Source organism: Fusibacillus kribbianus, assembly GCF_030053595.1.
Lineage (GTDB): Bacteria > Bacillota > Clostridia > Lachnospirales > Lachnospiraceae > Lientehia > Lientehia kribbiana.
This window is the reverse complement of sequence record NZ_JASGBQ010000030.1, coordinates 21586-35385: the sequence shown is the minus strand read 5'-3', so window position 1 is coordinate 35385 and position 13800 is coordinate 21586. Positions and strand designations below refer to the sequence as shown.

Here is a 13800-nt window from a genome sequence, read left to right as displayed (position 1 = left end):
ACGCTAAAAACCGGCTTGATTATCCACAGTGGATTCTCAAACCGGTTTTTTTGCTCCAAAAACGAAGGAGCGTTGCTCCTGACCCGATATCGCTTAGATTTCAGGTCATTATGCAACACTCCCTTGGAGCATTATATAAAAAGTGTCAAAACTCAAAGACCTCAATCAGGAGTATTCGGAGCTTCTTAAAAAGAAGAAGGATGCCTATGCTGAATACCGAAAGATTAAAGAGGAGAACAAAGAACTTCAGATGGCAAAACACAATCTGGAGCGGTTCCTGAATCAGCAGGAAGAAGAACAAAAACAAAAAGAAAAACAACAAAGCAAAAGCGGACAGTCGCTATAATTCTCTTGGGGTATTTCATCGGAATTGATTCCGGTGGGGTACCCCGCTTTTTGTATTCTAGCGTTGCACAGCAATGCGTAGCTCCGATGAGAATCATCGGTTCAGGGGTATTAGGGTGCACACCCTAACAAGCGACTGAAGCAATCTTATATAAGATTGCACTGCTTGCGAACTTGTTCGCAAAAAGAAAAAATCTTGTCCCTTAAATTGTGCACCTATGTTATAATGGCCTTAAAAAGCCAGGACATAATGGAGGCGTTATGGAATTTAAAGAATATAGAGATGAAATTAACCATATCTTTGCTGCTTACAGTAGAAGAGGTTTTGTTGATTATTATAATTGCAGAGGTTTGTGGAGCGATATGACAAGTCTTATGACTGAGGCCACAGCTGATCTTGGAAGACAGGGACAATATAAGGAATTGTTTGAACTGGCTAACAAAGCATTTTTGAAATGGGCGAAAACTGACAAGGATGATTCCGATGGGGAGACTCAGGATTTTGTTTGTTACGTTTTCGATGCCTGGGATGCGGTATATGCTGCAGATGATCCTAAAACAAATCATGCCAAGATGCTGGAATGGTTTCTTAAGAATCTGGATGGTTCTGTTATCGATTACATGGAGGATGAACTCTACAGATATATGATGGAGCACTTCAAAGAAGAAGAACTCCTGAATAAGAAAATGAATTTTCTGAAAGAGAAGATAGAGCTTCTGGAGAAATCGGAAGATCATTTCTATGTGGAATTTCATTTGCCAAGGTGTCAGGAACGAGTGTTGACTCTTATGGGAGAATTGAAATACCCAATCGACGAGGTGCGTCAGTATGCTGGAACAATTAAGAGTTACTTTGTTAAGGAGAACCTTGCCAAGATTGAACTTGACTACGGTAATCTTGATGAGTCCATTGCAATTTATGAGGAACTCGCAGAGCGCGAAGAACAGAGATGGGGCAGAAACAAGTATCGTGAAAAACTGATGCACATATATAAAGATTATAGTAATCAGGAAAAATATTTTGAAAATCTGAAGTTGGCCATGCGTGCTGCTGTGGGAAACATGGAACTTTGGGAAGAGTATAAATCGAATTTTTCAAAGGAAGATTGGCCTGCAGCTCGAGAGGAAATATTTGGTATCATTAAGAAAACGGATTACAGGGCAAGCAGCTGGTATGCAGAGGAAGACCGATATGATCTTGTTATGGATATCGTAGAAGCCTGTGAAGATACAGATCTGATAAAATCATACGAGAAGAAATTGAAAAAGTTGTATCCGGAAAGATGTCTTGTTGTACTTTCTGCCAAGGCAGACAGAGTTGCACATGATGGTAATAAGCGATCTGATTACAGAAAACTGGCAGGGCTTCTTAGGTGGATACAGAGATACCCAGGAGGCAATGAAGTGGCAGAGCAGCGAGCGCAGAAATACAGAGATACCTATCCACGCCGAAAAGCCATGTTCGAAGAATTAATAAAATTTTAGGAGGGTGCTATGGGAGAAATATGTGAGATTTGTAAAAAGAATCCTGCCAAGATCCGTATAGGTAATCATTCCTACTGTTTTGACTGTCATAATGAAATGGCACTTCGTGATATGGGAATAGATGACAGTTTTACCTATGCCAAGAATATGTCTGTCATAGAACCAAATGGAAAGATGCACACCTTTGAGATAGAGCATATTGTGCTTGGGTCAATTGTTAGTTGGGAGGCAAATGAGATAGATGGAGAGTATCGTTTCCGATTAATTTCCGATGTTGATGAGGATGGAACTGCGGTCGCTCAGAAACTATTTCGCAAAATCGTGGACGGGGTTTGTTCAAAAACGCTGCAGGAGCATAAAAGTGAATGGGGAACTTCATTCTCGTTAAAGAGTAAAGGAAACATACAAATTATTGAAGATGAGGATAATGACTGGGGACCGGCCTTTGTAATAGATGGAAAAAAGTTTACGCCTGAGGAATTTGCAGAACTTATAAAAGGATATGTCAGCTTCCAAATGCAATATCAGATTAAAGATGGATCTGACAAATTGCTTGGAGATAACGAATATCTTGTTCCGGTTAAAATATCCAAGCAGGGACTGATGGAAGAACTTGAGACAGCACTTGCAGTTACTACAGACAGAGGAGGATTTCTTTCATATAAAAATGTTCCTGCATTTGATGAACTGTTCTATAAAATCCTTGATAAGCTGCAGGTTCTAGATGATGCACTTGAAAGAGAGAAGGCTCAGGAAATAGGCAGAGCTATCGCAAAGCGACTTCGTGAAGTGGAGCACGATGATGACTGGTTCCCGGTAGGAGACATACAGATGATCTGCAGGATTGTAGACCCATATGGAACTGATGAAGAACTACAGCGATATTTGGAGGGGGAAGAATAATGTCCAGGGGAACAAATCAGAAAATCAGATTCAAATATTACAAATGGAATGTAGAAAAAAACTTGTTCCAAGACATAATGGTGACTGGTTTGTTGTAAGTCCGTGGGCCCTTACCTGGGACGATGAGAATTATTATCTCGTTGCCTTTGATGATTTGGACCACCGGGTTAAGCATTATCGTGTTGATAAAATGATGCGAATTTCCATCGAAGATGAGAAAAGAGATGGAAGGGAAGAATTCAAAAACTTTGATATGGCAGAGTATTCCAAAGCGACCTTCGGAATGTATCAGGGAACAAAGACAAATGTAAAAATACGATTTGCTAATTATATGTGCGGTGTCTTTATTGACAGATTCGGAAAAGATATCAGTATCAGGAAAGTAGATGAGGAGCACAGCGAGATCAATGTCAATGTGAATGTCAGCCCGCAGTTCTTTGGCTGGATATTCAGTCTTGGCAAGGATGTAAAGGTAGTCGGACCAAGCGAAGTAGTAGAGCAGATGAAAGAGTGTGCAAGGGCGTTTCTTGAAAATATGAATTAAATAGTAGTTATGTGAATTGGGCAATTGCTGCAGATAATACTGTGGTGGTTGCCCGTTTTTTGCGTCAAAAAGCGTCAAAAAGGACAAATGGCTTAGTTGTAAAACTTAATTCCAGTCATAGTGCTAAAAAGGGGCTGATTTGCGACTTTGAGTACATATGGTAACAAATTCTACCTTTGAAGATCTGAAAAAACGTGGTAAAATCGTTATGTCAAGTCTGTTTGTTTGCATAGCAAACAGACGACTGGAATATCGTGAGCAAAAGTAAATTCCACCCGTCTTATATGAATTATGAGGCGAAGTGGTTACCTGTCTGCTCTGTTGTATTTTATTTATTTAAGAGATCCGGTTTTAACATGACGTCGTCTGGGGAGACTTCAAATTGTCCTGTTAGAACCGGAATTCTTTTGTCTATAAGAAGCTTTGCAAGTGCGAATGGTGTTGCACCATTCAGGCTGTCTCTGGCTGTTGAATTGATGTGACTGGCCAGTTTGTTGATATCGTCCTGAGTATATCCTTGCATGCTTTTTCCTTTGGGAATGACATACCTTATATATTCATGATTCTTTTCCAACTTACCCTTCTGACTGGAAGAGTATGGATCGCAGTAGAAGACATAGCAGCGCCTCTTGCCAGAAGTATCCTTTTCAATGTCCCAAGGGTTTTTAAACTCAGGGCCATTATCTGTGAGAATAACTTCAAAGTACTTCCTAAATAATCTTGGAGTGATAGTCTCATAAAGGTTATTGATAGCATTAATAACACATTCCTGAGTGCATTTTTGAAGCAGGATTATGATCATAAAATTACAGCTTCTAAATAGAAGAGTCATAAGACATTTCCCAGATGTACGAGTTCCTTTAACAGTATCAAGCTCGACTACAGAAGCATCAGGGTGGTGTTCCATATAGAATTCAAAATCCTTGTAAGTCCGCTTGTTTCGATAAATCTGATTAAGGTGTCTACTGTCTGGTTTGCTGTCGGAACGACGCTTTTTGTAGCGTACACGACGGTGTAAATCGATGTTTCTGGCTGCAAAGACACGCTGATCCAGATAGTTGTAAAGCGTTCTCCTGCAAACAGGGATATCATCAGCATGGACAGCAAAGATATGACTAAGCGGCTGCCCCTTCTTTATTAGTGGAGAGATTATTGCATCAAGTTCGGCAAGTTCTTCAGGAGTCATATTTATGCCTTGACGTGAAGTGGTAAGCGTGGCTTCATATGCTGCCTGAGCTTTGGCTGCATGATAATAATGCTTCTCTAAGTGGCAATGGTTCCTTTCATCGCAACCGTTACAGACGTAAGGCGGTTTGAATGGAGCATCACACGTGTACTGGTTATCATCAGGGCAATTATGGTGATGTTGAAACAGGTTACACGACTTACATTTTCTTTTGCAGATTATGCTGCCACACATATGTTGAAGCGTACATTCCTTGTAATTCCGACAATTACTGCAACCGTGTGCACTTCCGGAGGCTTTACGTGTTTCCATATGAAGTTTTATTTCTTTAGCAATAGTAGAAGGATCTTTGCCAAGTGCTTTCCCAATGTCAGTGAAAGAGGACCCTCTTACCAGTTCTTGCTCAATAAATGTTCTGTCAGTAAGAGAAAGATGACGTTGTTTTTTCTTTTTGCTTGCCATAAGTATTCCTTTCTGGCAGACAGATAACCAGCATCATCATGAATCAAATAAAGAGTTTGTGCAAGACTTACTTCCAGTCCAAGAGAAAAAATAATGGTTTGACTGGAAATAAGGAATTCATTCTACAAGAGTAAAAACTCTTCAGGTGCTTTTTATGTTGGAAATAAAGTTTTGCTGGTATTTTTAAACCCCACCTGTTGAAATAAACTGTGTCTGTAAAAAAGAAAATTCAGGGAAACGGAGGTACTGGCAATGAAGGGATTTCATACAAGCAGCGGATACATGGGACTGGTGGGAGACAGATATATTTTATTTGCCAGTGAGGATGATTACTACGATTACATGAGTGACTAAAGAAGGGCAGAAAGAAATCGGAAATGCCCCGGACAGATATGAGTTTCAGCAATGGAAAGGAAGGACGAAGAATGGAAAAGATTTATTTTACACTGGCGGGAACAAAACATTATTATGGATCTGATTTTCTGAAAAAGGGAATGAAAATCGATCTGGAAAAAGAGCCGGATAATGAGGTTGATAAAGAGGCGATCCAGGTAAAGGTGGAAGGACTCGGAAAGATCGGGTATGTGGCGAACAGTCCCTATACCGTTCTGGGTGAGAGCATGAGCGCCGGCCGTCTTTATGACAAGATCGGAGACTGTGCGAAGGGGAAGGTCATTCTGGTAACTCAGGCCGGAGCTCTTTGTAAATTATGTAAGAAGAGTATCGCCGGACAGGAAGTCCTTGAAGAGGAAAACCCGGAGCAGGAGGGATTTTCTGAGCCATAGGTTCCCTTTATGACAGGGAACGATAAGAAACAATATTATGGGCAATGCCAAATATGATCATAAAAATAACGGCCGGAACATTATGGAGCCATATGGCGGCGCACAGAAAATACAATACCGGAAATACAGTCAAAGGCATCGGTATCGGACCGAATTTCTTCTCCAGAAGCGCCGTGTCGCGGCCGCCTGCAAAGTAGCGGGTCCAGACAATATAGTATAAAAAAAGGAACACAATTCCTGCGCAGAACCAAATGCTGCAGTAGTTTATTTTCCTGCGGCTTACAAGAAAACAGATGGCAGCCATGTACAGCATAAGGGATACCGCTGCATTATTTCTCCAAAAGGATCGCAAGGGTAGGGCTGTCAGCATCATACGGAGCTCCTGCGGCGTCGCCGAAGATTCCGCATACCTGAAATCCTGCTTCTTCCGCTTCTCTGGTTAAAGTGTCTTGAGAAAAACAGGTAGTCCATAGATAATAGGGAGTCACCGTGTCCTCTGAAAGGACTGCGATCTGCTCCAGCGTTACGTTGGGCTCATATTTATAATATCCCTGCAGGGCAATATATTCTCCTTCACGCCAGAAGCCGCCCTGATGACAGTGCTCCCAGGTCTGCTTTTCCCCGAAAAGGCTGTACTGAGCCATGGAAAATACATCCAACAGGAATTTGCCGCCGGGCTTCAGGCTGCGGAAGGCCTTCTGCATGATATTTTTTCTGTCGGCGTCAGACAATGCGCCGTAGTCGCAATAGATCATGACGGCAAAATCAAAGGCATGCTCAAATTCCATGTTTAAATAATTCTGATAATGGTATTCAATGGACAGGCCGTTGGAGAGAGCAGACTTTCTGGCATACTCGATGGAGCGGTTCGAATAATCAATTCCGGTGACCTGATATCCCTGGCGGGCAAATCGTTCCGCATACAATCCGGGACCGCAGCCAAGGTCAAGAAGCCTCGGATAAGCTTCCGGAGGAACCGTGTGGGTGATCCAGTCAACAGACCGGTTGATAAAGGACAATTTTCTGCTTGCGCCCTCAAAATCCGGATCGAGATGGGCTTTGAGCATTTGCTTTGAAATGTATTCATCATTCCAGAAGGGGACGTCTGTTTGGGTGTAGATCTGAGGCTTTTTTAACGCATCACGGATTTGTCTGAACATGGGGCCTCCTTTATGTTCCTTTTTATTGGCATCGGTGAACAGATGCTGTCCGCTGTTTAACGGCACTATGGCTTTATCATATCATACCCCAAGACACTCTGCAATGCATGCTCTGTGGGCAGAGCTCCAGGGAACAAGAGGATGTCGATTCATACTGGTCAAAGCGCATAGAATGGATTATAGAATTCCTCTGCTTTTATACTTTTATAATTGTTGGGTAATACTTGCCTGAACAGGCAAAGATCTGTGATCAGAAATCCGGCAGGAACAGCACCGGCAACTACCGCCTGTTCCTGTCGTCTCATTATAAATAGAATTTTTCAGAGCATTAAACGGAAGCTCTGCATTTCTGGCGGTCTTCTGTTTCCAATTCCTTTACAAATGCTTCCACCGAATGTACCCTGGCAGATAATTTGTGCCATCTTTTCAGGGTATCCAGATTCACTTCCGAGAGAATCCGCGCTTTCAGATCCCCGGGAATCGGTCCGTATTCTTCCAGAAGTTCCAGAATTGACTCCGCTTTTCCTTCAGCCTTTCCTTCAGCGCGCTCATCCCTTAACAGCTCTTCCGGTAACATAAACTTTTCCTCCATTTTCCGGCTTTCCTTGACATGCTGGACGGAAGCCTGGAGACGCTTCACAAATTCATCCTCATAATCGTCCATACTCGCTGCCAGATCTGCATCTCTACATTATAATGCTTATTATCTTTATCTTTTGCGTATCTGTCCAGCCTCACACCCCGGTTTTCCGGATGATACACCAGACTTTTTTCCCAGACAACTTCTACTCGCTCAATCGGAAATCCAAAAACCATCTCCAGAAAATCCCGGCAGCTTTCTTCCTGTGTCATAACCGCCCCGAACATGAAATTGAAAATGGTAATAATAAGTGGTTGAAAATTCGAACATAAGTTTGTATAATGGTATCGTAAGGAGGGGAACATAGGTTTGGATAAGGTGATTTTTCATATTGATGTAAATTCTGCGTTCCTTTCCTGGGAAGCGGTTTACCGGATCTATTGTCTGGGAGGGAAAACGGATCTGCGGGAGCAGGTGGCTGCGGTCGGAGGAGATATGGCGATGCGGCACGGGATTATTCTGGCAAAATCCATCCCGGCGAAACGCTTTGGGATCAAGACGGGCGAAACGATCCTGGAGGCGAAACAGAAATGCCCGGAGCTGATTCTGGTACCGCCCAATTATGGGTTATATGAGCAGTGTTCCCATGCTTTCATGGATATTCTGAGGGAGTATTCCCCATGTGTGGAGCAGTACAGCATTGACGAAGCTTTTATGGATATGACGGGAACGGAGCTTTTGTTTGACGAGCCGGTCGTATCAGCGAACCGGATTCGGGAGAGAATAAGGGATGAGCTTGGATTTACGGTAAATATCGGCATTTCAGAAAACAAGCTGCTTGCGAAAATGGCCTCGGATTTTAAGAAGCCGGACCGGGTCCACACCCTTTGGAGAAGCGAGCTTGCTGAGAAGCTGTGGCCGCTCCCGGTAAGCGATCTGTTCTTTGTGGGCAGGGCTACAGCGGCGAAGCTGTTTAAGATGGGGATAAAGACCATCGGTCAGCTGGCACAGACAGACGTGACTTTTTTAAAACGATGCCTCAAGAAGCATGGTGAGGTCATCTGGGCCTTTGCCAACGGATACGATACATCGGTCGTCCGCTCGGAACCGGAAGCCAACAAAGGCTATGGCAACAGTACGACCATTGCGTTTGATGTCACCGATGCGGGAACGGCAAAGCTGGTGCTTCTGGCTCTTGCCGAGACGGTAGGGACGCGGCTTCGGGAAGCCGGTGTGGGGGCGGAGGTCGTTGCGGTAGGAATCAAGACGTATGATCTGCGCTATGCCAGTCACCAGATGGTTCTGCCCAATGCTACCAATATTACAAATGAAATCCATCGGTATGCCTGCCGGCTGTTTGATGATTTATGGGACGGAAGTCCCATCCGGCATCTTGGAATCCATACCAGCCGGATCCGCGATCATGTCAATATGCGCCAGATCGATATGTTTGATCATACCGATTACGAAAAGCTGGAGCAGATGGATCAGGCGGTAGATGCGATCCGCAGGCGTTATGGCAACGATGCAGTCATGAGGGCAGCCTTTGTGGGAGGCAGGATCGACCATATGAGCGGTGGAATCAGCCGGGAGAAACGGACTGTGGATTATAAAAGGCTCCATATAGAGTGAAGGGAAGGAACAGCCTATGGCGTTTGGAATCGGAATTAACAGCGGTCATCAGGAACACGGAGAGCTCAAAGGACCGTACCAGGAGGTTGCGGTGAAATGCTGGTTTACGGCCAGCGGCAGGAGTATGCCGCTGGGCATGAAGCTGAAAACGGAGGATGAGATCATAGAGATCAGAGATATTCAGGTGCAGACAGCGGAAAAGCAGTTTTATGCGGGAATTCTGCATTGGCGGTATCGGTGCCTGGCAGCGGCGGGAAACCGGCAATTTTCTTTTACGCTGTTGTTCCGGCCGGATGAATGTACCTGGAAGCTTTTGGAACCGAGGGAGTGAAACTATGTGCGGACGTTATTATATTGACGATGAGACGGCAAGGCAGATCGAGCGGCTGGTGGCGGACATTGACAGAGAAATGAATCACAGGAAAACCGGGGATATCCGACCTTCAGAACAGGCATTGGTTCTGAAAGGCAGCGGAAACGTGGAACCCACTATTATGCCGGAACTGATGGGCTGGGGTTTTCCTGGTTATTCGGGGAAAGGGCTGGTGATCAATGCAAGGGCAGAGAGCGTTCTGGAAAAACGGAGCTTTCAGGACAGCGTTCTTCACAGACGCTGTATCATTCCTGCCGGTGGATTTTATGAATGGTCACCCCGAAGGGAAAAGTACTGGTTTAAAAGGCCGGGGGAAATTTTATTTATGGCAGGCTGTTACCGCCGTTTTGAGGAAGGAGATCGATTCGTGGTTCTGACGACGGCGGCGAATCCCTCCGTCTTGTGAGTCCATGACCGGATGCCGTTACTTTTGGAGCGGACAGAAATAGAATCCTGGGTGCTGGATGACGGAGCTGTCAAATGGCTGCTGCATAAAAGACCGGGAGCACTGGAAAAGCGGACAGAGTATGAGCAATTGAGGTTATTTTGAAAGAAACGTGACTGGAAACAAAGACACAAAAAGTTCACAAAAAAATTAGCACTCACCTCTTGACAGTGCTAATAATAGGTGTTATAGTACACGTAGAACAAAGGAAGAGAGAAAATAAAATCTCTCCCGGAAAGTTCAGAAAATCAACACTTCGGAATTTTTCCGGTGGTGCAAACTTTAGTTTATGTCAGGAAGGGAGATATGACTTATGTTAATGCCTAGTATTTTTGGAGAAACTTTATTTGATGATTTTATGAATGATTTTGCATTTCCTGATATCGACAGGAAACTATACGGGAAGCATGCAGCAAATCTGATGAAGACCGATGTGAAGGAAAAGGATAACACCTATGAGGTCGCCATTGATCTGCCGGGATTCAAGAAAGATGAGATCCAGATCCAGCTGGAAAATGGATACCTGACCGTCAGTGCGGCCAAGGGGCTGGATAAGGATGAGAAGGATAAAGAAGGCAAATATGTACGCCGTGAGCGTTACGCCGGAAATGTAAGCCGGAGCTTCTACGTCGGTAATCGGGTTCAGAAAGAGGATATCCATCCGAAATATGAAAATGGTATTCTTTCCCTGACGGTACCGAAGGGACAGAAGGCCGTTGAGGAAAAGGCCAATTATATTGCCATTGAAGGGTGATGACCTGACCGGCAGAGCGCAATGCTCTGCCGGCAACCGATTAAAAAGCTGATGAGGGATATTTGGCACCTCTTTATATAGATTGGGCTGCATACAACTGTGTGCAGCTTATTTTTTTGACAGCCTCAGGATGGAACCGCTTTGCCATAAGCTGCTCATCTGTGCTATACTGGTTATAATCAATGGATCGTACTCCGACAGGAAGGAGGAGCATTATGCCGAAGGGAATGAATCAGAAATTCAAGCTGTATCGTTTGGCACAGATCATGCTGGAAAAGACAGATGAGGATCATTATATTACCATGCCGGAGATCCTGGCGGCACTGGAAGAATATGAGATTACGGCTGATCGGAAAAGCATTTATAATGATCTGCGGGATCTGGAAGTGCTGGGGATCGAGGTGGAAGGGGAGCCGGTGGGAAACCGGTATCATTATCATGTGGTGAGCCGTCCGTTCGAGCTGCCGGAGTTAAAGCTTCTGGTGGATGCGATCCAGTCGTCCAGATTTATTACGGAGCGGAAAACAAATGCGTTGATCAGGAAGCTGGAAAAGCTGGTCAGCAAATACGAGGCCATGAAGCTGCAGCGTCAGGTGTATGTGTCTGGTAGGATCAAAACGATGAATGAGAGTATTTATTATACTGTGGACGCCATTCATAATGCGATTTCGGAGAACAGGAAGATCCGGTTCCAGTATTTCCAGTGGAATGTGAAGAAGGAGATGGAACTGCGTCATAAAGGGGCCTATTATCATATCAGCCCATGGGGACTTTCCTGGAAGGATGAGAACTATTACCTGGTGGGCTATGATTCAAACGCAGAACAGATCAAACATTACCGCGTCGATAAAATGCTGCATATCCAGATGTCGGAGGAAGCAAGAGAGGGAAAAGAGCATTTTAAAAAATTCAATATGGCGGATTATGCAAAGAAAAGCTTCGGAATGTTTGGCGGAAAAGAACAGGCGGTAAAGCTTCTGGTGGAAAACAGCCTGGCTGGCGTTATGATCGACCGGTTTGGAAAGGACATTATGCTGATTCCGGCAGACGAGGAACATTTTACTGTGAATGTGGATGTCCACGTCAGCAATCAGTTTCTGGGATGGATCTTTTCTCTGGGTGAGGGTGTGAAGATCGTGTCCCCGCCGCAGGTCGTAGAGCAGATGAATCAGGAAATTGCCCGGCAGGCGCAGAAATACAATGGAAATGCCGGAGCAGAGTGAGTTTTGTAAAGGAGGAAAAGCAGCTCAGGTACGAATATCTGAAGACGGAGCTGGGGTATAGCCTGAAGCCGGTCCTAGATGCCATGTGGGCGTGGGGAGAAGAGTATCAGGCCAAAAATCGCTGACTCACGAATTGACGTTTGCACATCAGCATGGTAGGATAAACAAAGATAAACGCAGCACAGCGTGGCTGTGAAAGGATGAGGCAGAGCGGAGGCGTGAAGAATGGAACTGATACGGAAAATCGAAGCCTTTGTGCCCTGGAACGACCAGGAGGCGCAGGATAAGGAGGAGCTTCTGCGGCTTTTGAGGAGCGGAGGAGAGTTTTATTCCAGAGAGAATCCGACGGCTCACCTTACCGCCTCTGCCTGGGTGGTAAGCCCGGACCGGCAAAAGGTGCTGATGGCATATCATAATCTGTACGATTCCTGGGCATGGCTGGGCGGTCATGCCGACGGGGAGCGGAATCTTCTTTTGAAGGCGGAACAGGAGGTGCGGGAGGAGACTGGTCTTTCGGACGTGCATCCTGTGTCGGATCGCATCTACTCGCTGGAAATTCTGACGGTCAACGGCCACGAAAAGAGGGGGCAGTATGTCTCCTCCCATCTTCATCTCAATGTGACCTATCTTTTTGAGGCGGATCCGGCCCTTCCGGTGCGCAGTAAGCCCGATGAAAACAGCCGGGTTGCCTGGTTTCCTCTGTGGGAGGCGGTTGAACGCTCCACGGAGCCCTGGTTCCGGGAACGGATCTATCCGAAGCTCAACCGGAAACTTTCCCCATTCCTTTCTGAATAACCTCTTGACAAACAGATACACAGGCTCTATACTGCTAAATAGTTTGATATTCAAATAATAAGGGACTAAAACTATTATGCCAGTGAGAATTACAGGAACCGGGAGCTATGTACCGGACAGAATCATAACAAATGAAGATTTGGAAAAGCTGGTGGAGACCAGTGATTCCTGGATCAGGGAACGGACCGGGATCCGGACCCGCCGGATCACAGACCGGGGCGTGACGGATATGGCAGTCCGGGCTGCAAAGCGGGCCATGGAGCAGGCAGGGCTTTTGCCGGAGAGGCTTGGGCTGATCATTGTCGGCACCTCCACCGGGGATTGTCTGTTTCCCTCGACAGCCTGTCAGGTGCAGGCGGCTCTGGGAGCATCCAATGCGGTATGCTTTGATCTGAGCGCGGCCTGCTCTGGTTTTCTGTTCTCCCTCAACACAGCCGCTGCCTATCTGGAGGCCGGCCTGTATCGGTCGGCACTGGTCATCGGCGCAGATGCCTTGTCAAAGGCGGTGGACTGGACCGACAGAAGCACCTGTATTCTTTTCGGAGACGGCGCAGGCGCGGCGGTGCTGCAGCGGACGGAGGCGGACGAGGGCTGCCCCGGCAGTCCGGCAGAGGGCATCGGCCCGTTCCTGATGGGTTCCGACGGCAGCCGGGGCGAATGCCTTATCTGCAGCGGGGGCCCTCTTCGGGGACCGGAAACGCCGGAGGCTTCCTGGGACTATATGTCCATGAACGGCCGGGAGGTGTTTCGGTTCGCGGTAAAAACGGTGCCGGAGGTTTTGGAGGCGGTGCTGGAAAAGGCAGGCCTTAAGGCGGAGGATATCAAATATTTTGTGCTTCACCAGGCAAATGAGAGGATCATCCAGTCGGTGGCAAAGCGCATGAATCAGTCGCTCTGGAAATTTCCGATGAACCTTTCCCGATATGGAAATACCTCCGGAGCAAGCATTCCCATTCTTTTGGATGAGCTGAACCGGAGAGGAAAGCTGGAACGGGGAAGCCGTCTGGTGCTGGCCGGCTTCGGCGCGGGTCTTACCTGGGGAGCAACGGTGGTCGTATGGTAGCGGTAGACTGCACGGCCGGGAAAAGAAATTATGACAGTGATAAAAAATAAAAAGGAGAAAAAGCG

At 45.9% G+C, this 13800-nt stretch carries 18 protein-coding genes; 13 read left to right on the top strand and 5 right to left on the bottom strand.

What is annotated here, in order from left to right; translation table 11 throughout:
- From QJ036_RS12755 to QJ036_RS12740, 4 genes are all read left to right on the top strand, one after another.
- The coding region (locus QJ036_RS12755) for a hypothetical protein (RefSeq protein WP_283231751.1) at window positions 1-281 on the top strand (281 nt) is incomplete at its 5' end.
- A gap of 325 nt (window positions 282-606) precedes the next feature.
- Window positions 607-1830, top strand: coding sequence for a hypothetical protein (locus tag QJ036_RS12750; RefSeq protein WP_283231750.1), 1224 nt, complete (start codon window positions 607-609; stop codon window positions 1828-1830).
- A 9-nt stretch (window positions 1831-1839) separates the two neighbouring features.
- Window positions 1840-2733 (top strand): DUF7686 domain-containing protein, encoded by an 894-nt coding sequence (locus tag QJ036_RS12745; protein ID WP_283231749.1) that lies wholly within the window; start codon window positions 1840-1842, stop codon window positions 2731-2733.
- Window positions 2687-3277: a WYL domain-containing protein gene (locus QJ036_RS12740; RefSeq protein ID WP_283231748.1), complete on the top strand. Its 591-nt coding sequence runs from the start codon at window positions 2687-2689 to the stop codon at window positions 3275-3277. The genes QJ036_RS12745 and QJ036_RS12740 overlap by 47 nt, the downstream gene beginning before the upstream one ends.
- A 328-nt stretch (window positions 3278-3605) precedes the next feature.
- Here QJ036_RS12740 and QJ036_RS12735 read toward each other — a convergent pair whose 3' ends face one another.
- The gene (locus QJ036_RS12735; RefSeq protein ID WP_283231747.1) at window positions 3606-4925 is read right to left on the bottom strand and encodes an IS30 family transposase; all 1320 of its coding nucleotides are present in this window, start codon (window positions 4923-4925) and stop codon (window positions 3606-3608) included.
- A gap of 425 nt (window positions 4926-5350) precedes the next feature.
- Here QJ036_RS12735 and QJ036_RS12730 point away from each other — a divergent pair, with 425 nt between their 5' ends.
- Complete coding sequence (locus tag QJ036_RS12730; RefSeq protein WP_283231746.1) at window positions 5351-5710, top strand: HIRAN domain-containing protein; 360 nt, start codon at window positions 5351-5353, stop codon at window positions 5708-5710.
- Between the two features lie 7 nt (window positions 5711-5717).
- Here QJ036_RS12730 and QJ036_RS12725 read toward each other — a convergent pair whose 3' ends face one another.
- The 4 genes from QJ036_RS12725 to QJ036_RS12710 form a co-directional block, all read right to left on the bottom strand.
- A complete protein-coding gene (locus QJ036_RS12725) occupies window positions 5718-5942 on the bottom strand; it encodes a hypothetical protein (protein ID WP_283231745.1) in 225 nt (74 codons plus the stop codon).
- A 97-nt stretch (window positions 5943-6039) separates the two neighbouring features.
- Entirely contained in the window at window positions 6040-6870 is an 831-nt protein-coding gene (locus QJ036_RS12720; protein WP_283231744.1) for a class I SAM-dependent methyltransferase, read from the bottom strand.
- 328 nt (window positions 6871-7198) lie between these two features.
- Window positions 7199-7534 carry a hypothetical protein gene (locus QJ036_RS12715; RefSeq protein ID WP_283231743.1) on the bottom strand — a complete coding sequence of 112 codons (336 nt, stop codon included), beginning with the start codon at window positions 7532-7534 and terminating at the stop codon, window positions 7199-7201.
- Window positions 7507-7722 (bottom strand): hypothetical protein, encoded by a 216-nt coding sequence (locus QJ036_RS12710; protein ID WP_283231742.1) that lies wholly within the window; start codon window positions 7720-7722, stop codon window positions 7507-7509. The genes QJ036_RS12715 and QJ036_RS12710 overlap by 28 nt, the downstream gene beginning before the upstream one ends.
- Before the next feature lie 91 nt (window positions 7723-7813).
- Here QJ036_RS12710 and QJ036_RS12705 point away from each other — a divergent pair, with 91 nt between their 5' ends.
- From QJ036_RS12705 to QJ036_RS12670, 8 genes are all read left to right on the top strand, one after another.
- A complete protein-coding gene (locus QJ036_RS12705) occupies window positions 7814-9082 on the top strand; it encodes a DNA polymerase Y family protein (protein WP_283231754.1) in 1269 nt (422 codons plus the stop codon).
- 16 nt (window positions 9083-9098) lie between these two features.
- Complete coding sequence (locus QJ036_RS12700; protein WP_283231741.1) at window positions 9099-9413, top strand: hypothetical protein; 315 nt, start codon at window positions 9099-9101, stop codon at window positions 9411-9413.
- A 4-nt stretch (window positions 9414-9417) separates the two neighbouring features.
- Complete coding sequence (locus tag QJ036_RS12695; RefSeq protein WP_331487559.1) at window positions 9418-9861, top strand: SOS response-associated peptidase; 444 nt, start codon at window positions 9418-9420, stop codon at window positions 9859-9861.
- A 352-nt stretch (window positions 9862-10213) separates the two neighbouring features.
- The gene (locus QJ036_RS12690) at window positions 10214-10654 is read left to right on the top strand and encodes an Hsp20/alpha crystallin family protein (RefSeq protein WP_283231740.1); all 441 of its coding nucleotides are present in this window, start codon (window positions 10214-10216) and stop codon (window positions 10652-10654) included.
- Window positions 10655-10869: 215 nt separating this feature from the next.
- On the top strand, window positions 10870-11877 hold the full coding sequence (locus QJ036_RS12685) for a helix-turn-helix transcriptional regulator (protein ID WP_283231739.1): 1008 nt from the start codon (window positions 10870-10872) through the stop codon (window positions 11875-11877).
- On the top strand, window positions 11874-12002 hold the full coding sequence (locus tag QJ036_RS12680; RefSeq protein ID WP_331487558.1) for a winged helix-turn-helix transcriptional regulator: 129 nt from the start codon (window positions 11874-11876) through the stop codon (window positions 12000-12002). The genes QJ036_RS12685 and QJ036_RS12680 overlap by 4 nt, the downstream gene beginning before the upstream one ends.
- A gap of 100 nt (window positions 12003-12102) precedes the next feature.
- On the top strand, window positions 12103-12672 hold the full coding sequence (locus QJ036_RS12675) for an NUDIX hydrolase (protein WP_283231738.1): 570 nt from the start codon (window positions 12103-12105) through the stop codon (window positions 12670-12672).
- 76 nt (window positions 12673-12748) lie between these two features.
- A complete protein-coding gene (locus QJ036_RS12670; protein ID WP_283231737.1) occupies window positions 12749-13735 on the top strand; it encodes a beta-ketoacyl-ACP synthase III in 987 nt (328 codons plus the stop codon).
- Window positions 13736-13800 lie beyond the last annotated feature (65 nt).